The organism is Nesterenkonia sp. Act20, from assembly GCF_019173455.1.
GTDB lineage: Bacteria > Actinomycetota > Actinomycetes > Actinomycetales > Micrococcaceae > Nesterenkonia.
In genome coordinates this window covers 57276-80753 of sequence record NZ_JADPQH010000002.1, presented here as the reverse complement: position 1 = coordinate 80753, position 23478 = coordinate 57276, and the positions used below count along the sequence as shown (strand labels likewise).

Genomic DNA, 23478 nt, shown 5'->3' with positions numbered 1-23478 from the left:
AGGGTATGGAAAAACTCTTTGGACTCATTCGCAGCATCGGTTTCCGGCGTGGACCTGGACGCGTCGTCGCAGGCATCGGGGGAAGCATTGCCCAGAAGTTCGGATTCAACGTGTGGCTGGTCCGCTTGCTGATCCTCGTGTCCTTCTTGCTCCCGGTGTTGGGCCTCGGAGCGTATCTGTTGGTGTGGGTCGTGATGCCTTGGCAGGACGGAAGCATCCCGTTGGAGCGGGCCCTAGAAGGCCGACGCTAGGCGTTGATTTAAGCACGCTGCGACAGTGCGAGATCATCCCGTCTCGTCGAGACGACCGTGTCTGAGAAAGCTGTAGTTTCGTGAGACACCGTCTCCGACGGTCTGGCATCCTTGCTTCCAAGCTGAGAAGTCGGGTCCGCCGCACCGATCAATGAGGTTAGCTCCACCAGGCGCCCAAACTTTCGGCAGCCCCATCTAGATCGCGTATGCATACGCTCGCGCAACAGCACCGCAAATGCACTGCTGATCGAGTTGTACGGCAGCATGACCAAGAGGGGTGACGACACTCTTGAGCCCCACGCATTCGTGACGTAAAACAGCAGAGACTTCTCGGCTCCGAACGGAGATAGGCGAGGACACCACCCAGACATAGCGAACCTCTTCGCATCGAGCGTCTCGACCTACGCGGTAGGAGTCGAAGGACTGGCCGCTCAAACGTGAGCCCCCGGAGTACCTCACCGTCAACCGAGCTGCATGAGAACCGCCATTCGACGTCAACAGTCGCAGCCGCTCGGCAACGCTTGCGTTTCGTCTGGCCGATCATTGATAAGAGGGAGGGAAATACCCTCCAGAGGCTGGCTCCAGAGACGAGAGCAAGGAGCCATATTGTTCTGTCTGGATTGAATGGATTGAAGGGGTATTCGGGTGAATAGCGTTACTTTCAGGAAAATCGAATCTGCCGATTTGGCAACGTTCGACGTTGCGTTTCAGTCCCTAGAAGGCGCAAGTGATTACCAGTGGTTCGGATTCTTCAGTTCCGCGGGAAGCTACCGACAGCTTTCGGAGCGTGGCTTACTGGGTGGAGACAGCAACATGCTCGCGGTGCTGTGCGACGGGGACCTTGTCGGACGTGTTGAGTGGTTCCTAACGTCTTGGGGTCGTCCAGACACCTCATGGTGTTGGGAGATTGCCATTGGCCTACTTCCTGACTGTCGGGGCAGGGGGATAGGAACCATCGCCCAAAGACTCTTGATTGACTACCTGTTTACGCACACGCCTGTGAACCGCATTCAGGTGACGACGGCGAGTGATAATGCTCCTGAGATTCGTTGTCTAGAAAAGTTGAGCCTCACACGTGAGGGGATTATTCGATCGTCACAGTGGCGTGATGGACAGTGGAATGATCAGCTGATCTTCTCGACGTTGCGTCACGAGTGGATGGGGCAACACTAATCGGCTCTTCGGAGTCACAAAAGGCTGAGCGGTTCGTGTCTAGTGCCTGGCAGGCAGTATTACCTTGTCGGTTACCCCTCTGGCTGTCTACGTCGGAGCTCTAGGAAGATCGTTGCTCGGGAGAGATCAAAGAGCTCGGCTTCGAACTCGGCCACCATGCCGAGGACGTTGAAGAGCAGTCGGCCCACCGCATCGTTTGGGTCATACCAGCTGCCGCCGATGCTAAGCCTGACACCTTTGGTGGGTGGGGGAGTGCCCGGTGAGCGACCAGATTACGGGCAGCGATATCGATCCATTCGCGCACTCGATACACCTTCACACGATGCCTCCGCCGAGAAACACGCGGATAGTCCAGGTCACCATAGCGCTACGCGATCAGCATCGGTTATCTGGGGGTATCGGCATCTCCTTAGCCATTGGTCGACTCTGGGCCACCATCGACGTCCCCCTTGGACACGCGGATCTCGAGATCTGGGGCATCTCCTCGGGATGAAGGATCGGATGGTCCCCCGATCACTTCATCGTTGAGAGTCACCGCCGGGCCACTCTGAAGCACATTCGACAGAGCGCGTTCAACGTCACCAAGGGAGACCGGACCGGTTTTGTCGATGACGAGGTCTACGATTCCCCTCTTCGCATCGACTGTCGACACGGCTTGCACGTCAGTAATGTCTACGACGCCTCTATAGACCTCCTCTTGCAGTGCAACGATTTGAGCTTCGCTTGCAACAGCATCAGTAGTCACCTCAGGGTTTACACCACTTTCATCGATAAGCGCCGTCGCTCCTGCAGGTGGCTCACCCGCAAATGCGATTTCGCCAACGACCTGTTCATCTGTATCCAACTCGGCTGCTGAATAGTGATCTGGGTAATCTGACGCGAGTTTCTGAACGAGGTCGTTAAAAGCGTTCTCTTCCGACGCTTGATCTTCTGAAACGTCCAAATCTCCGCCGCTCGCGTTCTCCTCTGGAGTGATCCCCACCGCGAAGGCCCACCGTGCATTGCGGGGGCCCTGCTCGGTCTCGATTTCCAGCTGCCCCGCTGCGTACGGGTAGTCCGTCACGACCTCATAAGTCTGCCCATCCTCCGAACAAGGCATGACCCCTCGCTCCTCCCCATCGAGGGAAAATGGGGGGCCTTGATCTGCCCCCTCGCACCACACAGAAAACGCAACCGCTTCCCTGTCTGGGGGCAACCTTGTGCCGCCGGTAGAAGGAGCTGAACGCTCAACAGAATACGCGTACCAGGCTTCGAAACCCTGCTCCTCGAGAGCTGCTGAGGCCTTGTCCATACGTTCTCGCAAGTCCTCATCGAAATCCACTGCTCCGGTGCCAGACTGCTCGGAACCTTCAGCGCAGGACACAAGCAAGAACGAAACGATCACGAGGCCGAATAGTCGCGGGGTTCGCATATTTCATCGTCTCAAATAGGAACCTTGAGCGACACTCCACACCTCACCTCAATGTCCCGAACCGCGGTCACCCACCCTGCCGACCTTCACTCAAAAACGACGGGACGCCGTGCCCGTAAGCCGGTCGGCCTGCGGATATGTATCCTCCAATTGAGAACTCGGTGCACGCTGAGGGATCCGCTTACGTGCAGCACAGATGCCTCTATCGCTGCGGCTCGCCTTCGGCAGAGAGCTTCCGGTTCGGCTCACCGGACCAACAGGTTCTCGTGGACCTGGGTCCACCCCTCATTGCCGAGGTCGGTGACGTCAGCCCCATCACGCACCACCCCGGCCTCGGTTCCAGCGACATCGAGTGTCGCCAGTCTGGTTGGATCACTCGAGGGGCCACTACAGCCTGTCGACTCGGTCTCCATAGCCACAAGGCACACANCATTGGCCATGCGAGGGTCGGCCGGTCTACGAGACTCCCTCATGCCCAGCGAGAAACTGGGCGCTGTTCTATCGGGTGCCAGCTTCGTGGCGATGGGCCTCGGGGTCGCCCTCTGGGCTACCGTGTTCCTCTCCGCGATGCCGGTGGGTCGCGCCGCTAAGGCCAGGGCCTCGTCATGATGATCGCTCTGTCAGGATCCATGCCGCCCACGGAGCAGGTTCGCGATCAGATCCGCGGGTTGATCGTGTCTGGACAGCTCGCGGCAGGTGAACGGCTGCCTTCGGTCCGTCAGCTCGCGAAGGACTTGGATCTCGCTCCAGGTACCGTGGCCAAGGCATATAAGTCATTGGAGGTCGAGGGCTTCCTCACCGCTCGCACCGGGGGTACTCGCGTCAGCCGCAGCGCCACAACCACAGCGCAGCCCGTGCTGGCCGCCGCCCGTCAGCTCGTCGATGCCAGCACCCAAGCGGGGACGAGCTTAGACGAGGCCATCCGGATACTCCGCGCAGTCTGGCCCCGCCAAGAAGTCAGCTCCGTAGAACCGGACACGCACGTCGACCCCGCCGGTGGAGACGCCAGCTGACTCGAGCGCATACATGACCGTTGCCAGCACGACGTCATCGAAGAACGCAAGTATCGTGAGAGAAGCTTTTCGACACAACCAGGCCGCGGGAGACGCAGATGGCGGATACGCCGAACGAATCGATACACGAGAGCAGCCGTCAAAGACGCTTCACGGTCCCTGGCCTATGGACAGATGTCATGGGCCGACTGAGCATTCGATCACTGCAGCTGCTTCTCATCGGCGCCGTGGCGGGTCTGCTGGTGTTCGCCATGTTGAATCTGACGGTGGTGGTCATCCCCACCCTGATTGCCATCATCCTCGCCAGCGCGCTGTGGCCGCTGGTCCAACTGGCTCGCCGGGGCATGCCCACCGTTCTCGCCGCCTGGACGGTCTTGCTGGGTGCCCTGCTCGTGATCGGGGGCGTGGGCACCGGCCTGGTCTTCTCGGTGATCAATCAGTGGCCGACATTGGTGGACCAGGCGGTCCAAGGGATCAACCAGCTGCGCCAAGTGGTCGACGACCTCATGAGCAACTTCGGCATCACCATCGACCAGGAGCAGATCGACGGTGCGATCGATTCGGCCACCACCTTCCTCACCAGCTCCGCGTTCGGGACTGGCGCGGTGAATACCATCGGCGCTGCAGGCAGCTTCCTCACCAGCCTGATCCTCCTATTGGTCGTCTTGTTCTTCTTTCTCAAAGATGGTGATCGCATCTGGGCGTTCTTCATCTCTTGGACACCGCAACATTTCCGCGATAACTGGATAGCCTCCGGCGATCGGGCTGTCCAGACCTTTGGCAGCTACATCCGAGGCACCGCACTCATTGCCGCGATCGACGCCATCGCAATCACCATCGCACTGCTCATCCTCCAGGTTCCGTTGGCCCTGCCACTCGGTGTGATCATCTTCCTCGGTGGGTTCATCCCCGTCATCGGCGCCACCGTCGCCGGGGCACTGGCGACCCTTGTGGCTCTTGTCACCAACGGTCCTGTCGTCGCGCTGATCATTCTCGCCGTGGTCATCGTGGTTCAACAATTGGACGGAAACCTATTGCAGCCGGTGGTGATGGCTCAAACGCTGAACCTCCACGCCCTGGTGATATTGATTGCCTTGACCGCTGGCACGGTGTTGGCCGGCGTCGTCGGTGCGCTGTTGTCGGTTCCGCTGACGGCTGTCGCGTGGGACATCATCAAGGTCTGGACCGGACGCGACCAAACACCAGAGTTTGGCCCTGTCGCTCAAGCGAGGGAGCAAATCGCGTCCGCACAGGACGAGGATGACCGTGACCAGGCCCATGACAACCACAGTCCAGACCCCGACGATGGGCTTGAGAACGGCGCTCCAGAGGACGAGCCGAGCTCGTCTCGTCCGTAAATTCTTCGACCGGAGTCCAAGTGGTGGAGTACTCGGCGCGGGAACTAACAGGAGATGGCGTGTCTCTGAGCTCGTTCAAGGGCAATTGCTGCCGATGCCAGGCGGGGCGGGCATGCGCCCTCGAGCGCCTCTGCCGCAGGCGGCCGCTTCTTAGAACAGCGGCCAAGGAACGGCCGGCATATCACCAGCGGGAGCCGGAAACCGTCCGGTCAGCCGCAGCCTCGCGCAGCGAGCAGCGAGCGCTTCGATCTCCTCGGCGGTGAGCAATTCCGCGAGTTCTCGACCCAGTTCATCGTCCAGCCCTTCGCTGACAAGATCGACTCCCTGGCGTTCCTCGGTGGTCAGCTGCTCACCGACCCATCCCCAGAGCACCGTGCGCAGCTTGTGCTCCCGGTGGAAGGTGAGCCCGTGGTCTACGCCGTGCCGGTGACCATCGGCCATGGCAAGAACGTGGTCGCCTTTGCGGTCGGCGTTGTTGACGATCAGGTCGAACACGGCCATGCGCCGTAACTCGGGTGAGTCTTCGTGGATGAGGGCGACCATCCGCCCGTTCTGGTCCTGCCCTTCAAGGACCTGCTTCCAGCCCGATTCCGGGACCTCATCCGCCGCGACCAGGTCCACGGCGTCCTGGTCGGGGTCCTGCTCCTTCCAGAGCTGGACCATTCCTTCGCCCAGGGGGCCATCGCGCAACCAGGTGTGCGGCACCACGTCCCAGCCGAGGGCCTGCGAGACCAAGTAGGCGGCCACTTCTCGGCGTGCCAGGGCACCGTCCGGGAAGTCCCACAGGGGACTCTCGCCGGCCATCGGTTTATAGACGACCACCACGTCGCCGATGGTCCCCAGAAATGTCGCGTTGGACGCCGTCGTGATGCGGCCGGTGAGCGTCAGCTCGGCGGTCACCAGATCCGTGGCGGACATCAGCCCTCAGGAAGGGTGCAGGTATGCCCGTCGGCGTCCATGGGGTAGCCGCACAGCGGGCAGGCTGGGCGACCGGCGCCCACGACCTCCAGGGTTCGCTTCGCGAACGCACGTGCGGTGCCTACCGGGATTCGCACCAGCAGCATCTCGGTCTCCTGGGCGCTGTCTTCATCAGGGGATTCGTTGTCCTCATCGACATCGCCCTCCATGAGGGGGTGGGCCTCAATCACCACCTGGGCCGTGGTGGGATCCCATCCCAGGCTCATGACGCCGGTGCGGAAATCCTCCTGAACCGGCTCGAGTTCGTCATTGTCGACGAGCTCCGGGGGAGTCCCCGTGGGAACGCTGAAGGGATTGCCCTCCACGGTGATGAGGTGGTCGAGGATCTCATCGATCTTCTCAGCGAGCTGAGCAGACTGCTGCTTCTCAAGGGCGACGCTCACCACACGGGCGCCCGCCCGCACCTGCAGGTAGAACGTGCGCGCCCCCGGAGGTCCTATGGTGCCGACGACTGCACGATCAGGCCAGTCAAACTCGTGAACACGTGTAGGCATAGCTACATTCTAGGCGCTTGTGGTTCACGGTTTCTCGTGTCCCGCGCCGCCACCGACCGGTGCATCGCCAGCGTGGGTGCCCTTGGCCAGCCACGAAAGATCACCTGCGTCAGTGTTGGTCGCGTGCACGCTCGGCCGACCCGAGCCGTAGCGCACGATCGATGCAGAGGCAGGCCCCACGTTGATGCGCTGGAACAGGTCAAGGTGCATCCCGAGTGCGTCGGCGAGGATCGACTTGATGACGTCACCATGGCTGACCGCCACCCACACGGCCTCGGACCCGTGCTCAGCTTCGACGGCTGCATCGTGGCGGCGAATCGCGGCCACGGCCCGAGCCTGCATCGCGGCCATGGACTCGCCGTCCGGAAAGACGACGGCGGATGGTTGGGACTGCACCATCGGCCACAGCTCTTCGGTCACGAGGTCGGTGAGTTTGCGGCCCTGCCACTGCCCGTAGTCGCATTCAGTGAGGTCGTCCTCGACCGGCGCCTCTGGCGTGCCGTCCTGGCGATCGAGGATGTGCCGGGCGGTCTGCTGACACCGCTCCAGGGGGCTTGAGACCACCGCGACCAGGGGAACGGCCGCGAGCCGGTCCGCAGTCAGAACCGCTTGGTCGCGCCCGGTCTCGTCCAGGCGGACGCCCTCTGCCCTGCCAGCCAGCAGCCCCGTGGCATTTGCTGTGGTGCGGCCGTGCCGCACGAGAATCACTGTCGCCATGCCGCCAGCCTAACCACTCTGGCGACGGCGCCGGCATCTCAGGTATCTTGGCCGTGGTGGTACGAACCACCGACAGCGCTTCCACGTGGGGACCACGTGAATCATCGCGGAGAGGCCTGAGTGCTTCAGGACATGTCCGGATGGGGTGCGGCGCCCAGATGCGCCAACTTCATTCCGCCGATGCTCGCCATCGGCTGACGAAAGGACATGACATGTCGTCAAAGGACGAGAAGAACCTCTCCCAGGTGATCGAGAAGATCTCAAAGATGGACGAGCCGCAGCGGTCGCTCATGCAGCAGGTGCATGAGCTCATCGTGGCTGCGGCCCCCTCCCTCAAGCCTCGGATCTGGTACGGGATGCCGGCCTACGCCAAGGCGGCGAGCGCTCCAGCACTGTTGACGCTGCGCAATGATGAACGCTTGAACCTGGCAATCACCGAGAAGGCGCCCTTCGTGCCCGCAGGCGGCGCGGACGCGGGGCTGATGCCGGCGGCGTGGTATTTCGAGACTGTCGACCAGGACACAGAGAAACGCATCGGAGAGATCGTTCGTTCCGTAGTGGACTGAGTGTCCAAGGCGCACCGGCTGAGCGCCTTCTCGCCAGTCCCTGAGAGGGTGCTCACCGCTGACGCTCTGGCTCACCGCTGACGCTCTGCGCGCGACTGATCCGATAGAACCGAATCGGAGAAGTCGGGCGACACCGCCGAAGGGCGAGCACAGTGGAGGGTGAAGGGAGCAACCATGATCAAGAACCTCAACCATCTGGTCGATCAGATCGAGCAGCGTCTCGCTGAGGACCTGGATGTCGATGCGTTCGCCGCCTCTTTGGGCACGACCGGCTACCACGTCCGCCGCATGTTCTCCTCGCTGGCAGGCATGCCCGTGTCCGAATATGTGCGACGTCGACGGATGACCATCGCCGCGGCTGATGTGATCGGCGATGAGGATTTCCTGACGATCGCCGTGCGCTACGGCTACGGCTCGACCGAGGCCTTCGGTCGAGCGTTCCGTGCAGTGCACGGGGTGAGTCATGGAGAGGTTCGCCGTCATGGTGGCCCCCTTCGCAGTCAACCACAGCTCAGGTTCCGCCTGACCGTAGAAGGGAGCAACTCCATGGACACCAGAATCACCGAGCGCCCGAGTTTCCAGCTGATCGGGCACGCCGTCCGCGTGCCGCTGATCCACGAGGGGGCCAACCCGCATATTCAGCGGCATATCAGTTCATTGCCCGCCAAGGAGCACGAGCGGCTGAAGGAGCTCAGCGGCACCGAGCCTGCTGGCCTGCTCCAGGTCAGCGCCGACGTCGACCCGGACTATGCCGAGGGCAGTGAGCTGACCTATCTCCACGGCGCAGCGGTCGAGGACGGCACCGCGGTGCCCGAGGACCTGGACGTGATCGATGTGGCGGCGGGGGAGTGGGTGGTGTTCCGCACCTCCGGGCCGCATCCGGCTGCTCTTCAAGAGGCCTACGCAGCGTCCGCGACGGAGTGGTTCCCCTCCAATCCGTGGAGGCTGCGGCCCGGACCGTCGATCGTCTCCGTGCTTGACCGCGCTCCGGATTTCAGCACGGCGACCTGTGAGCTGTGGTTCCCGATCGAACGCGCCTGAGCCGATCATCAGGCGAATCCGTCCACCGCCGTGGGACTGGGCCGAGCGGCCCGGACGATGCTCTGGATCAGCGCCGCGGTCGCCGCGGTGGGTGGACGCTGCCTCGGCGTCGCGAGTGAGATGGGCAGGAGGAGTGGAGGGCCTTCCACCTCGAGGACCGCAAGGTCCTCGTGCTCGCTCCCGGCCCGGGGCAGGAACGCGACTCCCAAGCCGTGGCGGATCAGTCCGAGCGCGGTGGCCTGGTCGGCGGCCTCAAAGGGAACCTCACGCGCCAGCCCCAGCTCGGCGAAGGCCCGGTCGACCATTGATCGGTTCCCCCAGCCGAGTGGAAAGTCCACAAAGGTCTCGCCGCTGAGCTCCTCCAGCCTGACGGAGCCGGCGTCGGCGAGTCGATGACGACGCCGGCACACGAAGGACCACCGCACCGCCCCGATCTGCTGGGTCCGGACGCCGGGCGGCTGGTCGGTGGTCGCGACCAAGGCCAGATCCAGCAGACCGCCCGCGATGTCGGCGAGGTGTCCTGCGGTTCCGCGTGGTGAGACTTGAAGGTGGTAGCGCACCAGCGGGTGCGTGACGTGGAAGCGCCCGAGCACTGCGGGAAGATCGACCACGGGGGAATCAGGCGCATCGCCTCGGTTCGCGATCGCGATCAGCGTGCCGATGCGGATGGTTCCGCGCAGGCCACCACGGACCTGGCTGACCGTCTCGTGGGCGTGTCGTGCCGCGCTCACCAGCGCGAGGGCCTCGGGCAGCAGCGCCGCGCCCGCCTCGGTGAGCGAAGATCTATGGGACTCGCGCAGAAAGAGAGGCATGCCCAGCTCACGCTCGAGCTTGCGTATCGTCGCCGAGACGGCCGACTGGGCGACGTGCACTCGACGCGCGCCGCGAGTAAAGGTCCCCTCTTCGGCGACCGCGAGGAAATACTCCAGCTGGCGAAGCTCCACCTCCCGAGTATCTCCGATCGAGATGGCTCCCAGCGAGATCTCGTCTGCCGGGTTCTGGCTGCCGACGCTACGTTGATGGGACCACGCCTCGCTCACCCTCTGCCCCGAGAGAAGCTCACTGTGAACGCTTACACTGCAGTACCGCATGCCCTCGCAGACCCGATCGATCCCGCAGACATCGCCCAGCTGAAGCAGGAGATCGCGGGCCCGGTTCTGACCTCGACCGATGAGGGCTACGCCGAAGAGGTCATGACCTGGAACCTGACCCTGACGCACCGTCCCGCTGTGGTCGTAGGCGCGACCAGCGCCGCCGACGTGCAGGCTGCCGTCCGTTTCGCCGCCGCACGGGACCTGCCCATCGCGGTTCTCGCCACGGGCCATGGTGCCGTCTTCTCGACGGACCACGCGGTCCTCATCAATCTGCGGCGCATCCAGAGCATCCATATCGATGCCAGCGCCCAGACCGCCACTATTGGGGGCGCCGTCGAGGCTCAGCAGCTGGTCGAGGCGGCGTCGCGTGTCGGGCTGGCCCCGCTCGCGGGCTCCTCGCCCAACGTCGGCTTCGTGGGATATGCCCTCGGCGGTGGCCTCAGCCCGACACTGGGTCGCTCCCACGGGTACGCCTCCGATCACGTCCTCGCTGCGGAGATCGTCACCGCTGACGGCACGCTGCGACGCGTCGACGCCGACCACGAACCTGACCTGTTCTGGGCCATGCGCGGCGGCAAGGGCAATTTCGGGGTCATCACCGAACTCACGGTGGGTCTGGTGCCGATCACCCGGGTCTACGGCGGAGGTCTGTTCTTCAGCGACGCCTACGTCGACGGCGTGCTCGAGGCCTACCGACGTCTCGTGACCGAGGCCCCCGCGGAGCTCTCGGTCTCGTTCGCCTTCCTGCGGCTGCCGGCTGTTCCGTTTGTGCCACCCCCGCTGCAGAATCGGTTCATCCTGCACGTGCGGGTCGCCTACCTCGGGTCCGAGGACGAGGGTCAGCGGCTCGTCGCGCCGCTGCGGGCGGTCGGTCCGCGGGTGATCGACACGGTCGACGAGATGCCGTACACAGAGTTCGCCGCCATCCACGCCGATCCAGTGGACCCAGTGCCCTCCTATGAGACCTCCGTCCTGCTGAGTGACTTTCCCGCCGAGGCCGCTCGTGCATTAGTCGATGTGGCAGGACCAGCCGTCGACTCCCCGGCCCTGATGGTCGAGATCCGACACCTTGAGGGCGCCTTGGCTCGGCCCCCGATCACGCCCAGTGCCATCGATCATCGTGGGGCCAGGTTCCAGCTCTTCGCGGTCGCCGTCGCGGGCCCCGGGATGGAGCAGGAGCTCCGTGCACCGTTGAAGGCGATCATGGGCGCATTGGAGCGGTGGGCGACGCGAGGCAGGCAGGTCAATTTCCTGACCGGCTTCGACCAGAATCCAGATGCGGTGAAGCCTGCCTATGAACCCGCGACCTATGAACGCCTGGTGCAGATCAAGCGGGCCTATGACCCGCAGAATCTGTTTCGCATCAACCACAACATTCCCCCGACCTGAGTGGCGGCCGCACTGATCTGGTCATGGTCCTCTCGGGTGGGCAGGCCGAGGCTGAGCTGACAGGCCAGCCACCAGAGCTTGTGAAAGGTCGCAGATGAGCGCTGTGTACACCTGGGATGTCTTCTCCACGCTGGACGGATTTGGCTCCTTCACCGAGGATGCGAGCTGGGGCGGCTACTGGGACAAGCAAGGTCCCGAGCTGTTGGAGCACCGCGCCCGGCAGTTCTCGGTGCAGCAGCGCATGGTCTACGGGGCCACCACCTTCCGCGAGGTCGCAGGGATCATGTCTGCAGGCACGGATCCCAATGCCTGGGACGAGTGGAATGTTCGACTGCTGCAGATGCCGGCCACCGTGATCTCCTCGACGCTGCGCGACACCCTCGGCTGGCCGCAGGCGGAGATCATGCGGGGCGACGCGGTCGACGTCGTCCGGCTGCTGAAGGAGGACGCCACCTTGCCGCTGCGCTCCCAGGCAAGTTTCACGCTCAACCGGGAGCTCATGGCCGCGGGACTGATCGACCGCCTGCAGGTCACCATCTTCCCCGTCATCTCGGGGAAGACCGGCACCAGCCCGATTCTGCGAGGTGCCGAGGATTTCGATCTGGACCTGCTGGAGAGCCGCACGCTCGACGGCAGGACCATCGAGCTCGTGTATCGCCCGCGACTGCGCAGGCGGTGAGGCAGATGTTGGACTTCCACACCACCACCGTGCAGCTTGACGACGGCGCACAGCTCTGTGTGCAGACCCTCGGTGATCACAGTGACCCTGCCCTGCTGCTGATCGGCGGTGCCACATGGTCGATGGACTGGTGGGAGGACGAGCTGTGCCGCCGAATAGCAAACCGACGCCGAATGGTGATCCGCTACGACACTCGCGACACCGGCTGTTCCACGCATTACCCGGTGGGAGCCCCCGGCTACACCTCCGCGGACCTGACCACAGATGCCATGGCAATCCTGGACAGCCTCGGCGTGGACCAGGCGCATCTTGTGGGCATCTCCATGGGCGGAGGCATAGCGCAGAGCCTCGCGCTTGCACACCGCAGCAGAGTGGCATCGCTGACGCTCATCGCGACGAGTCCCACCGATCCGGGGATCACGGGGCTCCCGTCACCGACTCCTCAGATCTCCGCCGCCAGCACCGCCGCCAGCACCGCCGACAACGCGGTCACACCCGATCCCGATTGGAGCGACAGGGACGCCGTCATCGACTTCATCCTCGAATCGGCGCGCCCCTACGCGGGACCCGGGCACTTCCAGGAGACAGAGCTGCGGGTGCTCATAGCCCGTGTCTTCGACCGCAGCACCGACATTGCTGCCAGCCAGACGAATCATTTTCTGGTCGTCGGTGATGATCCTGCTCAGGCCCCGCTGAGCACTCTGCGGGGACTTCCGACGCTGGTGCTCCACGGTGCCGCCGACCCGCTGTTTCCGCCCGCCCACGGCAGGGCGCTCGCGGAGGCGATACCCGGAGCCAGGCTGATCATGCTCGACGGGGTGGGCCACCAGCTGCCTCCCCGCGCCACCTGGGATCTCGTGGTGGAGGAGCTCATCGAGCACACGCGCTAGCTCAGCGCAGCTGCTCGTAGTACTCCGAGAGCCGGGGGTAGTAGTCGTCCCAGTCCACTTGGGAAGCATCTTCCCCGGTCAAAACGCTGACCAGTCGGTCCAGGTAATACTCCCAGCCTGGCCCCACGCTGCCCAGCGACTCGTCCGACGCGCGCTGGGCGAAGACCACCTCGGTGATGCCGTTCTCCTGGCGCAGCTCGAAGCGCAGGTGCCAGACGTTGTCCCCGACGCTGGTCTCGGCAGCGAAGCTGTGGGGCGGCCTGCAGTCCAGGATGATGCATTCCTCCGGCGGGGCCTCCTCGCCCTCGGCGGTCATCCGGAAGATGACCTTCCCGGCGGCGGGGTCTCCCTCCCACCGGCCGATCCACTGCTCGAGCTGTTCGGACTCCGTCATCGCGTTCCAGACGAGCTGCAGCGGCTGTTGGAACCGACGCGAGATCTGGAGTTCACGGCCCAGTGGACCGTCCTGCAGCTGTCCTGTGGGCTCTGGTGCGGCGGTCATCGGGGCTCCTCGAGGCTGAGGCAAAAGGTCGGTGATGCTGGTCACCGAGGGGTTGGACGCCAGACTACCTACACAGTGCGCAGGTGGGGATAGACCGGCTCCCGGTCCTGGAAGTCCAGGATGCTGTGGTTCTGGATCACGCCGTCCTGGATCTCGATGGCGCGCGAGATGGTCAGGTTCTTGGCCCAGGCAGCGGGTCCCTCCATCACGGTGCGCAGGAACGGCAGAATCGCCTCGCTGACCTCCCAGGTGGCGGAGTTCCACAGGTAGGAGGGGGTGTGGTCGACCGCGTAGTAGTTCACATCCCTGCCGACGGTGAACATCGGGTCCTCGAACGTGGTGGGCTTCGCCCACTCAAACCCCATTCCAGCATCACAGGACACATCGATGATCAGACTGCCGGGGGCGAAGAGACCCAGATCCTCGTTGCGCAGGTAGGTCAGCGGCGCCGCCACGTCCTGGAGCGTGCAGTTGACCACGATGTCGTGCGAGGCCAGAAACTCAGGCAGCGGCATGTCGCCGTTCGAGGTGGGGACGGTGCTCAGGTGCATCGGTCCGCCGCCGGTCTTGAGCTGGGCGATGTGCGCGGAGTGGATGGGCGAGCCCACCGCTGTCGCTCCCCGCTGGGTGAGGACCTGGATGTCGTGGATGCCGTGCGCCTTGAGCGCGGTCACCGCGCCTCGAGCCGTCGCACCGAAACCGATGACCACGGCGCTCAGTCGAGGCCCATAGTCCCCGGTGGAGCCGATCAGACTGGTGGCGTGGAGGATGGAGCAGTACCCGGCCAGCTCATTGTTCTTGTGGAACACATGCAGGCTGAAATCACCTCGGCGGGTCCAGTGCTGCATCGCTTCGAAGGCGATCAGCGTCAGCCGGCCATCGATCGCGGTCTGGGTCATGGAGGGGTCCTGCACGCAGTGCGGCCACCCCCACAGCACACGGCCCGCCGGCATGGCTTCCACGTCTGCTGCCTGCGGCTTCGGCAGCAGCAGCACTTCGGAAGTCTCGATCACCTCAGCACGCTCCGCCACCCTGCCCACTCGGGCTTCGAGGTAGCCCGGCTCGAGTTGGAAATCATCACCGTAGCCACGCTCGACGATCATCCGGGCGCGGATATCCGGGTCGATCTGATCCAGGTGGCGGGGGTGGATCGGCAGTCGGCGCTCGTTCTCCATCGAGGAGTTCGCGAGCAGCCCGAGGCTGAGCAACGAGGCAGGGGAAGCAGGGGTGAGGCCGGTCATTCAGAGTCCCGTCATGAGGGAGTCGCGGTCGACTCCTCGCTTGACTCTACGCGGGTCTGGTGCAGCGCACGCCAGGCGGGCGCGGGTTGAGCACCCCCAGCGTCAGTCCATGCCGGGGCGGCGGCGGTTCTGCTTCACCTCGGCCCGCTCACGCTTGCCCTGCAGCCGGCGGCGGTGCGAGCCACGGGTGCGCCGGGTGGGTCGGCGGGGGATCGGGGGAGCCACCGCCTCGCGGATCAGCTCGGCCAGACGCTGCCGCGCCGCGATCCTGTTGCGATGCTGCGACCGGTGCTCGGCGGCGCTGATGGTCAGCACCGTGCCTGCCATCCGTGCGGCGAGCCGCTCCATGACGAGCCGACGCTGGGGCTCGGTCAGCGCCGTCGTCGTTCCGATGTCGAGGCTGAGCTGGACACGAGAATCGGTGGTGTTGACCCCCTGGCCGCCCGGGCCCGAGGCGTGGGAGAACTGCTCGAACAGCTCCCCGGCGGGGACGAGGAGACCATGCGGCGCTCCAGGTCCCGGGGGTATGCGCAGATTCTCCACGCGTACCAGTCTGCCGCACCTCGGGGCACCGAGACCTCGTGAATCAGCTCAGTCCTTCAAGCACTCGGACTGCGGTGCCTGTTCCGTCCTCCTCCTCCATGTTCCGCGAGGCGGCCTCGACCGCAGGACGGCAGCCCTGCGCCGCCACCAGGGCCCGGGTCACTGCCTCTGCAGTAAGCTGCCGCTGCGGGATGGGTCGCGGCGCAAGTCCCTGCTCATGCAGGCGTCTGCCCCAGAAGGGCTGGTCGGCGATGAAGGGGACCGGGATGGAGACGGCACCGGCGGCGGTCGCCGCGTGCACCGTCCCGATCCCGCCGTGGTGAATCGCCGCCTGAGCGTGCGGCAGGACCGCCTCGTGGGGGACCGATGAGGTGACGAGCAGGTCCTCACCCTCCAGCGCAGACGGCACCCGGAGACCACCGAGGCCGGTCGCGATCAGCGCACGGGCGCCCATGCCACGGATCCCGCCGATGACCTCGCGGGCCCGCGCCGCCGGATCACCGGCAGCCATCGAGCCGAAGCCGGCGTAGACGAAGTCCCCCTCCGCAAGGAATTCGGCCAGCTCAGCAGAGATCTCGACCTCGGCAGAGACGGTATCCGGGGCGCTTCGCCTCCACGGTCCGGTGAGATGCACGGTCGGGCCCCAGTCGTCGGGACGGCGCAGCAGCACCGGACTGATCGGCATGAGCGTGGCCGCCGGCGGAGCTGGGCGGCGGCGGAAGCTGCCGACCAGCCGGGAGACCTCGTTGAGGTCTGTGGCGAACATGGCCTCTCCGGCGCTGGCAAGACGATAGGTGGCCCGGTTGAAGGGCCCCAGGTTCCAGGCAACAGTTCCGGCGGCGGGGAACGCGCGGGTCGGCGTCACGGCGGGCACGATCTCGACCAGCACGTGGGGGATCGAAAGGGCATCGGCGGTGAGTCCGGCAGAGAGGATCTTGGGGTGCGCCACCAGGACCTCGGGCCGGTGCTCCATCGCCGCCCGGGCGGATTCCAGCAGGACCTTGCGCATGAGCGGCTTCACCACCGCACGGTAGGAACGCAGCGCGGCGGCAGCGGAGACGCCCTGCTGCGCGATCAGCGCCGAGTAGTCCACTCCCAGGCTCACGACGTCGAGGCCCGCGAGGTCGGCACCAGAGTTGTCCGGAACAACCAGTCGCACCTGGTGACCCGCGCGCACCGCGCGGTGGGCGAGCGCCACGAAGGGTTCCACATCTCCGCGTGAGCCTGCGGTGGCCATCAGGATCCGCATGCCGGTCACATCCTCTCTGTCATGCTCCCGTGGAGCTGATTCTCCCGCTGCGGTGCGGCGAAGACCGTGGTGACCTCGGCGGCATAGAGCACCGAATCCGGCGCTCGGTCCGCGAGCCCCTCGAAACCCGCGGCGGCGAGCAGCCCATCCTCCAGGTGCACGAGCTCAGCGTGCTGCAGCGGCCACGGCTCATGATGGTTCCGGCAGTAGAGGGTGCGCCCCAGATGCCGTTCGTGGAAGCCCCATCGTGAGGTCAGGAACTGCGCCAGCGGGTCCTGCGCGAGGGAGGCATTCTCCGCGGAGGATCCACCGGGCCGCAGGATCATCTGCGAGGCGGCGGCGCTCTGGCCATGCCGACGGGTCCGGTAGGCGACCTCGCCGCCGCGCCGCTGCAGCTTCATCGAGGCCCACTGGTACTTCAGTCCGAACGCCGCCCGGGCGATCAGCACCGGGATCAGGTGCGAGGCCTCCAGACTGAGGAAGACGACGCCGCGGTGTCCATTCGCATCGATGGAATACAGCCGGACATTGACCTCGGGGAAGTTCCCCAGCCACGGGATGCGCGGACCGCCGAAGAAGGAGCTGTCCGACATCTGGAATCCGATCAGACCCACCCAGGTCGTCCCGTCGAAGACATCGGGGGTGCAGCCGGGGGGCATATAGGGTTCGACGACGCTTGGGTCGACCCGCCAATGGAGAAACGAGACGTCGCTCCATCGTTGTCGAAGGATGGCGGCGCTGCCCAGCGGGGGAGCCTCGGTCATGGAGTCAGTCCACCCTTTCAAGCGAAGCCGCTTCAGACCGCGTAGATTATCTAGCGGCGGAAGTGCGTGAGACTGCGCCGCAACATAGGTGGCGGCGATGGCTGCAAGTTTAGAAGGGCCGGAGCCGGTTTGAGAACTGACGACGAAGGACGCGAGATGACTGGTCGCCCGAGCACGGTGTCCGTGGTCATCCCGGTCAAGGACGACAGCAGGGTACTCGCCATCTGCCTGGCCGCCCTGGAGAACCAGACCCGACCGGCCGAAGAGATCATCGTCGTGGACAACGCCTCCTCCGATGACTCAGCCGCAACCGCCCGCGCCCACGGCGCCACCGTCATCGGTTGCCCCGAGCCGGGGATACCTGCGGCAAGTGCCGCTGGCTACGACGCCGCCGCCGGTGACCTGATCCTCCGCCTCGACGCCGACTGCGTGCCGCCCGCCTCCTGGATCCAGGAAATGGTCGCGGCCTTCGCAGACCAGCCCGAGGTCGCCGCGGCCACCGGTCCTTCACGCTTCATCGACGGTCCGGCCCTGATCAGGCCCCCGCTCATAGCGGTCTACCTCTTCACCTATCGGTGCTTCTCCTTCCCCGCGCTGGGCCATCTGCCGCTGTTCGGCTCCAATCTGGCCATGCGCCGCGACGCGTGGCAGGCCGTCCGGCTCGAGGTGCACCGCGATGATCCGGAGATCCACGATGACCTGGACCTCTCCTTCCACCTCGGCGAGCGTCACCGGCTGGTCCGCGTCCGCGGGGAGCCGATGGGCATCTCGATGCGACCCTTTCACGACGCACGGTCCTTTCAGCGCCGTATACGCCGAGGCCTGCGCACCGTGACGATCCACTGGCCCCATGACTTTCCTCCCTACCGCTGGCGCCGGACCCGCTGGACCCGGTGGACTCGCAGACACGCTCTCACCGGGTCCCCAGCCCAGAAGTGGCGGACGCATGGCCACGTATGAGCACAGATATGGGCCCGACCCCGAGAAGGCAGAGCCGGAGGCTGGCAACCGGACACACGACGAAGGGACCGCCCTGATCGGGCCCGTCGCGGCACCGAGCCTGCATGTGATGAGCTGGAACATCCGCCGTCGCACCGGGCGGTTTCACCCGCGGGTCGCAGACCGCTGGCATCGCCGCGCACCAGGAGTCCGTGCCCTGCTCCAGGCGGAGCGCCCCACCCTGCTGGGCGCCCAGGAGGTCCTGGAAGAGCAGTCTCGCTTCCTCGTCGAGTCGCTGGGAGCCGACTACGGCGTCGTCGGTCAAGGCCGAGGGCCCCGCGGCGGGGGAGAAGCCTCCCCGATTTTCTACGACGCAGGCCGGCTCGAGCTGCTGGACTGTGAGCAGACTGCGCTCTCGGATGCGCCGTACAGGCCCGGCTCCACCTCCTGGGGGAACCTCATTCCGCGCGTCCTGGTCTCCGCGCGATTCCGCGATCTCCAGACATCGACAGTGTTCCTCGCGCTGAACACGCACCTCGATCACCTCTCCGCCCGGTCCCGGCTGCGCTCCGCCCAAGTCATCCGCGAACGCGTCCTGCACAGCGGCCTGCCCGCGGTGCTCACCGCAGACTTCAACGCCGATGGTGCCAGTGCACCTTTGGCCGAGCTGCTCCAAGACGCCGCGCTCGCCGAGACCTGGGCCGCGGCGGAGCACCACGACAGCCACGAATGGGGCACCTTCGCGAACTATCGACCCCCTCGCCGAGACCGACCCCGGATCGACTGGATCCTGGCGACGCCAGGCATCCGGGTGCTTCGCACCGCGATCAACGCCCAGCGCCACGGCGGCGCCTGGGCCTCCGATCACCTTCCGGTCCATGCCGTGGTGACACTTCCCAAGGAGGGCGACACCCCATGATCGAGAACTTCCTGCGGCCCCCGCAGACCCCTGCTGAGCTGCTCGCCGATGTCCTGCGCGCCCTGGGCGTGTTCAGCGTCATCTTCGCCGCAGTGTTCTTCGACCCCACCGACGCCGGCATCCTCGCGTTCGTCCTCCCTGTCGTCTTCGCCCCGCGGTTCCTCGGGAGTCGAGCCGGGGCGGACATCACCTTGTCCCTCACCGTGCTCGTCGCCGGCTGGAGCAACGTGTGGGGGCTCTACGAGAGCGTCCCCGGGTGGGACCTTGCCGTGCACTTCGTCTGCACCGGGGTGCTGGCCGCCAGTCTCTGCCTGCTGCTCGGGCGGGTGCAGATGGCGCCGGTCCCGCGCAGCACGCTGGCGACCACCACGCTCGGCGTCACGCTGACCACCGCCTTCGGGCTCGCGCTGAGCGCGGTCTGGGAGATGGTGGAATGGGTCGGCTTCATCTACGTCGCCGAGAGCATCAGCGTCGACTACAGCGACACCATTGGTGACATGGCCGCCGGTGGGCTGGGCGCTCTGTGCGCCGGGCTGTTCCTGATGTTCTTCGGTCGCTTTGACGGGAACCGGGACCCCGCGCATCGAACACCCCACACAGGACCCCGCGCAGCATCCACCTAGACTGACCACCACGCCACCGGAGGGAGCGTCATGGACGCCGACGTCATCGTGATCGGAGCCGGACTCGCCGGCCTGCAGGCAGCTCGACGCCTCCAGCGCCTCGGTCACACCGTCACGGTTCTCGAAGCCGGAGACGCCGTCGGTGGCCGGGTGCGCACCGACACCGTCGACGGCTTTCGCTGCGACCGCGGCTTCCAGGTCCTGAACCCCGCCTACTCGGCGGTGCGGGAATGGATCGATGTGCCTGCGCTGGGACTGCAGCGCTTCGGCGTCGGCGCGGTCATCCGCAATGGGAAGCGCACGACCACGTTGGCGCATCCGCTGCGTCACCCGCAGCACGCGCTTGCCACTCTGCGCAGCCGGCACACCCCCACCTCAGACCTGCTGGGACTGGCACGCTGGATCGCCCCGGATCTGCCCAGGTTCCCGGGTGTTCGCGGCTCCTCGGGCGAGGAGCTCGACCGGACGCTTGATGCCTCCCTGGACGCGGTGGGCCTGACCGGACGACTGCGCCGCGACGTGCTGGACACCTTTCTGGCCGGGGTCCTCGCCGACAGCACCGGAGAGAACTCGGCGGCCTACGTGCGCATGCTCGTGCGCTACTTCGCCCTCGGTGTGCCTGGGCTGCCCCAGGAGGGTATGCAGGCGCTGCCCGCACAGATGGCCGGCGCGCTTCAGGGCCCGGTGCGACTGAACACAGCTGCCAGGGACCTGCGGCACAGCACCTCAGGGGTCCAGGTGGGCACCGATGCGGGCACGGTTCGGGCACGCGCCGCCGTCGTCGCAGTCGGAACGGAGCAGCTGGATGGGCTGGGCGGGGACCTCGCTGGTCACCCGGCAGGTCAGACGCATGGCCTGACCACCTGGTGGTTCCGCGCCCCGGAGCTGCCCCAGTCCGAACCCTTCCTGATGCTCGACGCCTCGCGACCAGGCGGCGGCCCCGCGGGGCCGATCTGGAACACCGCGGTGGTCTCCCAGGCAGCACCTTCCTACGCCCCAGCGGGTCAGCACCTCGTTCAGGCCACCACACTGCTCGACCGCCCCGATGGGCTCGCGGAGGAGGCCGCGGTGCGCCGCGACCTCGAACGGCTCTACCAGACCTCCACCCGGGACTGGGAGATGCTCATCCACCACGTGGTCCCGCACACGCTGCCCGCGATGCCTCCGCCGCTGGTGAACCAGGGGCCGGAGCGCATCGGGCAGCGCATCCTGGTGGCCGGAGATCACCGGGAGAACGGCTCCATCCAAGGAGCCCTGGTCTCGGGCGATCGGGCCGCACGGACCGTGTCGAGACTCCTTACGACGTGAACGGCCCCGACCTGCGCCTGGTCCTGCCGCACCAGCTCTTCGCGGAGCACTTCCAGGCACCCGCGGACACCGTGTTCGTGCTCATCGAGCACGATCTGCTGTTCCGCCAATACCGCTTCCACGCCCAGAAGCTGGTGCTGCACCGGGCGTCGATGGCCCAGTTCGCGCGTCTCCTGCGCCAGCACGGGTTCACGGTGGATGTCCTGGGCAGCGAGGCCTCGCACAGCACACATCAGCAGCTGGCCGCCCTGATCACGGAGCAGCGTCCTGCACGGGTGAGTCTCTTCGACGTGGTCGATGACTGGCTGGAGCAGCAGCTTTCCGCCGCGCTCGCTGAAGGGGGGTACCAGCTCCGCGCCGAGGACGTCCTGGAGACCCCGAACTTCCTCACCAGCCGGAACCAGATCCAGGAATGGTTCGCGGCACATGACAGCCGCATGCACGAATTCTACGTGTGGCAGCGCCGACGGCTGACCCTGCTGGTGGACGCGGACGGGGAGCCGGCGGGTGGACGGTGGTCCTTCGACGCAGAGAACCGCAAGAAGCTGCCACGCGGCTACACCCCGCCCGTGGTCGGACGTTTCGCGGATCACCCGGTGCACCAGCGGGAGCCGATGTTTGACCTCGAGTCGCTCACGGGAGAGACCGAGAAGAACGACGACGACGGCGCGGTCAGAGCCTCGGAAGACGGCGCGGCCGAGGACATCGCGGCCGCCATCGCCTGGGTCGCCGCAGAGTTCCCCGACGCCCCGGGTGACCCGGCGCAGTTCGCCTGGCCGATCACCGCTGAGGACGCCCGCACACACCTGCAGGAGTTCGTCCGCGAACGGCTGGACGACTTCGGACCCTATGAGGACGCGATCTCCGCGGAGCACCCGTTCATCGCGCATGGGCTGCTGACCCCGCCGCTGAACATCGGACTGCTGGACCCGCGGGAGGTGGTCCAGGCGGTTCTTGACGGTGCCCACGAGGACACCCCGCTGGCCTCGGTGGAGGGCTTCCTGCGGCAGGTCATCGGCTGGCGCGAGTACATGCGGGCGACATACCGGGTGCGCGGCCGCGCACTGCGCACTGCCAATCGACTTGGCCACGACAACAGGTTGGGGGAGGGCTGGTGGGACGCCAGCACCGGCCTGGCGCCCGTGGACCTGGTGATCTCACGGGTGCTGGCCACCGGGTATGCACACCACATCGAGCGGCTCATGGTCCTCGGCAATGCGATGTCCCTGCTGCGGGTGCATCCTGAGCAGGTCTACGAGTGGTTCATGGAGCTCTTCATCGACGCCTACGACTGGGTGATGGTCCCCAACGTCTACGCGATGAGCCAGTTCGCTGCCGGCGAGGCGATCACCACCAAGCCCTATGTCTCCGGGAGCAACTACCTGCGCAAGATGTCAGACCTGCCCGCCGGAGACTGGACGGCCGACTGGGACGGGCTCTATTGGACCTTCATCCGGGATCACCGTGAGGTCTTCGCCGCCAACCCGCGCGCCAAGATGGTCGTCTCCCTGCTGGAGCGGATGAAGGAGGACACGCGAGAAGGTCATCACCGCCGAGCAGCCGCGCTGCTGGAACCTTCGCAGCCGACGCGGCTGCTGCGCCCGGCGAACGGGGCTGACCCCACCTCTTGACATGCAAGTAACCACTTGCCTATGATGTGGCTGTGACCGACGTCTATAAGGCTCTCGCTGATGAGACGCGGCGCGCACTGCTCGATGAACTGCTGACGCGCGATGAACAGACGCTGTTCGAGCTGTGCAGCAGGCTTGCGATGCATCACGACCTCACACCCTCCCGCCAGGCTGTGTCCCAGCACCTGGACGTCCTCGAGGCGGCTGACCTTGTGCGCACCGAGCGCCGGGGCCGCTACAAACTTCACACGATCAACACGGCGCCACTTGCCGAGATCTCCCAGCGGTGGCCCCAGCGAAAGGCCGAATCATGAAACTGCAGACCGTCAGCATCTTCGTCGATGACCAGCAGCATGCGCTCGACTTCTACACCAAGACCCTCGGTTTCACTGTCGCAGCGGACGTGCCGATCGGTGAACACCGTTGGCTGACCGTTGTGGATCCTGATCGGCCAGACGCCACGGAGATCTCGCTCGAGCCCAAGTCTCACCCGGCGGCCAAGGCCTTCACTGAGGCTCTGGCGGCGGATGGCATTCCGATGTGCGTGCTGGGCGTGGACGACGTGCAGGAGGTCCATGACCGGCTGAGCGCCCAGGGGGTCACCTTCACCCAGCCGCCGACCCCGATGGGCCCCGTCACCATCGCCGTGCTGGATGACACCTGCGGGAACTTTCTGCAGATCGCCCAGTACAACGGTTGAGATGC

General features: G+C 65.6%; 26 protein-coding genes and 1 pseudogene. 16 read left to right on the top strand and 11 right to left on the bottom strand.

All coding sequences use genetic code 11. The features are described 5' to 3' along the window. Positions 1-5 precede the first annotated feature (5 nt). The gene (locus IY716_RS10035) at positions 6-251 is read left to right on the top strand and encodes a PspC domain-containing protein (RefSeq protein ID WP_218221584.1); all 246 of its coding nucleotides are present in this window, start codon (positions 6-8) and stop codon (positions 249-251) included. Between the two features lie 645 nt (positions 252-896). After that, positions 897-1424: a GNAT family N-acetyltransferase gene (locus IY716_RS10030; RefSeq protein WP_218221583.1), complete on the top strand. Its 528-nt coding sequence runs from the start codon at positions 897-899 to the stop codon at positions 1422-1424. Between the two features lie 130 nt (positions 1425-1554). On the opposite strand, the pseudogene IY716_RS13815 reads toward IY716_RS10030, so the two are convergent. Next, positions 1555-1663, bottom strand: a pseudogene (locus tag IY716_RS13815) (recombinase); the annotation flags it as partial. A 170-nt stretch (positions 1664-1833) separates the two neighbouring features. Beyond that, on the bottom strand, positions 1834-2745 hold the full coding sequence (locus tag IY716_RS10025; RefSeq protein WP_218221582.1) for a hypothetical protein: 912 nt from the start codon (positions 2743-2745) through the stop codon (positions 1834-1836). 695 nt (positions 2746-3440) lie between these two features. On the opposite strand from IY716_RS10025, the gene IY716_RS10020 reads away from it, so the two are divergent. Continuing rightward, entirely contained in the window at positions 3441-3848 is a 408-nt protein-coding gene (locus tag IY716_RS10020; protein ID WP_255316734.1) for a GntR family transcriptional regulator, read from the top strand. A 179-nt stretch (positions 3849-4027) separates the two neighbouring features. Next, positions 4028-5206, top strand: coding sequence for an AI-2E family transporter (locus IY716_RS10015; RefSeq protein WP_255316733.1), 1179 nt, complete (start codon positions 4028-4030; stop codon positions 5204-5206). A gap of 150 nt (positions 5207-5356) precedes the next feature. Here the strand turns inward: IY716_RS10015 and IY716_RS10010 are convergent, their stop codons facing one another. Genes IY716_RS10010 through IY716_RS10000 form a run of 3 tightly spaced genes read right to left on the bottom strand, consistent with a single transcriptional unit; the run spans position 5357 to position 7395 of the window. Further along, entirely contained in the window at positions 5357-6124 is a 768-nt protein-coding gene (locus IY716_RS10010; protein ID WP_218221580.1) for an SCO1664 family protein, read from the bottom strand. Then, positions 6124-6678: a DUF3090 domain-containing protein gene (locus IY716_RS10005; protein ID WP_218221579.1), complete on the bottom strand. Its 555-nt coding sequence runs from the start codon at positions 6676-6678 to the stop codon at positions 6124-6126. Before IY716_RS10005 ends, IY716_RS10010 begins: the two co-directional genes overlap by 1 nt. A gap of 24 nt (positions 6679-6702) precedes the next feature. Next, positions 6703-7395 carry an MSMEG_4193 family putative phosphomutase gene (locus IY716_RS10000; protein WP_218221578.1) on the bottom strand — a complete coding sequence of 231 codons (693 nt, stop codon included), beginning with the start codon at positions 7393-7395 and terminating at the stop codon, positions 6703-6705. A gap of 212 nt (positions 7396-7607) precedes the next feature. On the opposite strand from IY716_RS10000, the gene IY716_RS09995 reads away from it, so the two are divergent. Together IY716_RS09995 and IY716_RS09990 are read left to right on the top strand one after the other, a co-directional pair. Next, entirely contained in the window at positions 7608-7961 is a 354-nt protein-coding gene (locus IY716_RS09995; RefSeq protein ID WP_218221577.1) for a DUF1801 domain-containing protein, read from the top strand. A gap of 174 nt (positions 7962-8135) precedes the next feature. Further along, the gene (locus IY716_RS09990; RefSeq protein ID WP_218221576.1) at positions 8136-9002 is read left to right on the top strand and encodes an AraC family transcriptional regulator; all 867 of its coding nucleotides are present in this window, start codon (positions 8136-8138) and stop codon (positions 9000-9002) included. A gap of 8 nt (positions 9003-9010) precedes the next feature. Here the strand turns inward: IY716_RS09990 and IY716_RS09985 are convergent, their stop codons facing one another. Beyond that, positions 9011-9946 (bottom strand): LysR family transcriptional regulator, encoded by a 936-nt coding sequence (locus IY716_RS09985; RefSeq protein ID WP_218221575.1) that lies wholly within the window; start codon positions 9944-9946, stop codon positions 9011-9013. Positions 9947-10066: 120 nt separating this feature from the next. Between IY716_RS09985 and IY716_RS09980 the strand changes: the two genes are divergently transcribed. The 3 genes from IY716_RS09980 to IY716_RS09970 all read left to right on the top strand — a co-directional run bounded on the left by IY716_RS09980 (position 10067) and on the right by IY716_RS09970 (position 13054). Further along, a complete protein-coding gene (locus tag IY716_RS09980; RefSeq protein ID WP_218221574.1) occupies positions 10067-11485 on the top strand; it encodes an FAD-binding oxidoreductase in 1419 nt (472 codons plus the stop codon). A gap of 94 nt (positions 11486-11579) precedes the next feature. Beyond that, positions 11580-12164, top strand: a complete 585-nt coding sequence (locus IY716_RS09975; RefSeq protein WP_218221573.1) for a dihydrofolate reductase family protein — start codon at positions 11580-11582, stop codon at positions 12162-12164. 5 nt (positions 12165-12169) lie between these two features. Then, positions 12170-13054, top strand: coding sequence for an alpha/beta fold hydrolase (locus tag IY716_RS09970; protein WP_218221572.1), 885 nt, complete (start codon positions 12170-12172; stop codon positions 13052-13054). 1 nt (position 13055) lies between these two features. On the opposite strand, the gene IY716_RS09965 is transcribed toward IY716_RS09970, so the two are convergent. The 5 genes from IY716_RS09965 to IY716_RS09945 form a co-directional block, all read right to left on the bottom strand. Beyond that, positions 13056-13556 (bottom strand): SRPBCC domain-containing protein, encoded by a 501-nt coding sequence (locus IY716_RS09965; RefSeq protein WP_218221571.1) that lies wholly within the window; start codon positions 13554-13556, stop codon positions 13056-13058. 68 nt (positions 13557-13624) lie between these two features. Then, positions 13625-14797 (bottom strand): N(5)-(carboxyethyl)ornithine synthase, encoded by a 1173-nt coding sequence (locus IY716_RS09960; protein WP_218221570.1) that lies wholly within the window; start codon positions 14795-14797, stop codon positions 13625-13627. Between the two features lie 102 nt (positions 14798-14899). Continuing rightward, positions 14900-15340 (bottom strand): alternative ribosome rescue aminoacyl-tRNA hydrolase ArfB, encoded by a 441-nt coding sequence (gene arfB / locus IY716_RS09955; protein ID WP_218221569.1) that lies wholly within the window; start codon positions 15338-15340, stop codon positions 14900-14902. 43 nt (positions 15341-15383) lie between these two features. Beyond that, positions 15384-16589, bottom strand: coding sequence for a glycosyltransferase (locus tag IY716_RS09950; protein ID WP_218221568.1), 1206 nt, complete (start codon positions 16587-16589; stop codon positions 15384-15386). A gap of 5 nt (positions 16590-16594) precedes the next feature. After that, complete coding sequence (locus IY716_RS09945) at positions 16595-17353, bottom strand: YqjF family protein (RefSeq protein WP_218221567.1); 759 nt, start codon at positions 17351-17353, stop codon at positions 16595-16597. Positions 17354-17509: 156 nt separating this feature from the next. On the opposite strand from IY716_RS09945, the gene IY716_RS09940 reads away from it, so the two are divergent. From IY716_RS09940 to IY716_RS09910, 7 genes are read left to right on the top strand one after another with little or no spacing between them, the layout of a single operon-like run. Beyond that, complete coding sequence (locus IY716_RS09940; protein WP_218221566.1) at positions 17510-18313, top strand: glycosyltransferase family 2 protein; 804 nt, start codon at positions 17510-17512, stop codon at positions 18311-18313. Next, positions 18300-19211: an endonuclease/exonuclease/phosphatase family protein gene (locus IY716_RS09935; protein ID WP_218221565.1), complete on the top strand. Its 912-nt coding sequence runs from the start codon at positions 18300-18302 to the stop codon at positions 19209-19211. The genes IY716_RS09940 and IY716_RS09935 overlap by 14 nt, the downstream gene beginning before the upstream one ends. Further along, positions 19208-19834, top strand: a complete 627-nt coding sequence (locus IY716_RS09930) for a hypothetical protein (protein WP_218221564.1) — start codon at positions 19208-19210, stop codon at positions 19832-19834. The genes IY716_RS09935 and IY716_RS09930 overlap by 4 nt, the downstream gene beginning before the upstream one ends. A 30-nt stretch (positions 19835-19864) precedes the next feature. Then, entirely contained in the window at positions 19865-21142 is a 1278-nt protein-coding gene (locus IY716_RS09925; RefSeq protein WP_218221563.1) for an NAD(P)/FAD-dependent oxidoreductase, read from the top strand. After that, entirely contained in the window at positions 21139-22773 is a 1635-nt protein-coding gene (locus IY716_RS09920; RefSeq protein ID WP_218221562.1) for a cryptochrome/photolyase family protein, read from the top strand. Before IY716_RS09925 ends, IY716_RS09920 begins: the two co-directional genes overlap by 4 nt. 32 nt (positions 22774-22805) lie before the next feature. Then, entirely contained in the window at positions 22806-23087 is a 282-nt protein-coding gene (locus IY716_RS09915) for a metalloregulator ArsR/SmtB family transcription factor (protein ID WP_218221561.1), read from the top strand. Beyond that, positions 23084-23473, top strand: coding sequence for a VOC family protein (locus tag IY716_RS09910; RefSeq protein WP_218221560.1), 390 nt, complete (start codon positions 23084-23086; stop codon positions 23471-23473). The genes IY716_RS09915 and IY716_RS09910 overlap by 4 nt, the downstream gene beginning before the upstream one ends. Positions 23474-23478: the final 5 nt, after the last annotated feature.

What these genes read in the sequence shown, in the direction of transcription:
- IY716_RS09910 (WP_218221560.1), top strand. Translation starts at nt 23,084, where the DNA reads ATGAAACTGCAGACCGTCAGCATCTTCGTCGATGACCAGCAGCATGCG.
- IY716_RS10000 (WP_218221578.1), bottom strand. Translation starts at nt 7,395, where the DNA reads ATGGCGACAGTGATTCTCGTGCGGCACGGCCGCACCACAGCAAATGCC.
- IY716_RS09925 (WP_218221563.1), top strand. Translation starts at nt 19,865, where the DNA reads ATGGACGCCGACGTCATCGTGATCGGAGCCGGACTCGCCGGCCTGCAG.
- IY716_RS09975 (WP_218221573.1), top strand. Translation starts at nt 11,580, where the DNA reads ATGAGCGCTGTGTACACCTGGGATGTCTTCTCCACGCTGGACGGATTT.
- IY716_RS09940 (WP_218221566.1), top strand. Translation starts at nt 17,510, where the DNA reads ATGACTGGTCGCCCGAGCACGGTGTCCGTGGTCATCCCGGTCAAGGAC.
- IY716_RS09970 (WP_218221572.1), top strand. Translation starts at nt 12,170, where the DNA reads ATGTTGGACTTCCACACCACCACCGTGCAGCTTGACGACGGCGCACAG.
- IY716_RS09990 (WP_218221576.1), top strand. Translation starts at nt 8,136, where the DNA reads ATGATCAAGAACCTCAACCATCTGGTCGATCAGATCGAGCAGCGTCTC.
- IY716_RS10020 (WP_255316734.1), top strand. Translation starts at nt 3,441, where the DNA reads ATGATGATCGCTCTGTCAGGATCCATGCCGCCCACGGAGCAGGTTCGC.
- IY716_RS09995 (WP_218221577.1), top strand. Translation starts at nt 7,608, where the DNA reads ATGTCGTCAAAGGACGAGAAGAACCTCTCCCAGGTGATCGAGAAGATC.
- IY716_RS09930 (WP_218221564.1), top strand. Translation starts at nt 19,208, where the DNA reads ATGATCGAGAACTTCCTGCGGCCCCCGCAGACCCCTGCTGAGCTGCTC.
- IY716_RS09950 (WP_218221568.1), bottom strand. Translation starts at nt 16,589, where the DNA reads ATGCGGATCCTGATGGCCACCGCAGGCTCACGCGGAGATGTGGAACCC.
- IY716_RS09960 (WP_218221570.1), bottom strand. Translation starts at nt 14,797, where the DNA reads ATGACCGGCCTCACCCCTGCTTCCCCTGCCTCGTTGCTCAGCCTCGGG.
- IY716_RS10035 (WP_218221584.1), top strand. Translation starts at nt 6, where the DNA reads ATGGAAAAACTCTTTGGACTCATTCGCAGCATCGGTTTCCGGCGTGGA.
- IY716_RS09945 (WP_218221567.1), bottom strand. Translation starts at nt 17,353, where the DNA reads ATGACCGAGGCTCCCCCGCTGGGCAGCGCCGCCATCCTTCGACAACGA.
- IY716_RS10015 (WP_255316733.1), top strand. Translation starts at nt 4,028, where the DNA reads ATGGGCCGACTGAGCATTCGATCACTGCAGCTGCTTCTCATCGGCGCC.
- IY716_RS10010 (WP_218221580.1), bottom strand. Translation starts at nt 6,124, where the DNA reads ATGTCCGCCACGGATCTGGTGACCGCCGAGCTGACGCTCACCGGCCGC.
- IY716_RS09935 (WP_218221565.1), top strand. Translation starts at nt 18,300, where the DNA reads ATGGCCACGTATGAGCACAGATATGGGCCCGACCCCGAGAAGGCAGAG.
- IY716_RS09965 (WP_218221571.1), bottom strand. Translation starts at nt 13,556, where the DNA reads ATGACCGCCGCACCAGAGCCCACAGGACAGCTGCAGGACGGTCCACTG.
- IY716_RS10005 (WP_218221579.1), bottom strand. Translation starts at nt 6,678, where the DNA reads ATGCCTACACGTGTTCACGAGTTTGACTGGCCTGATCGTGCAGTCGTC.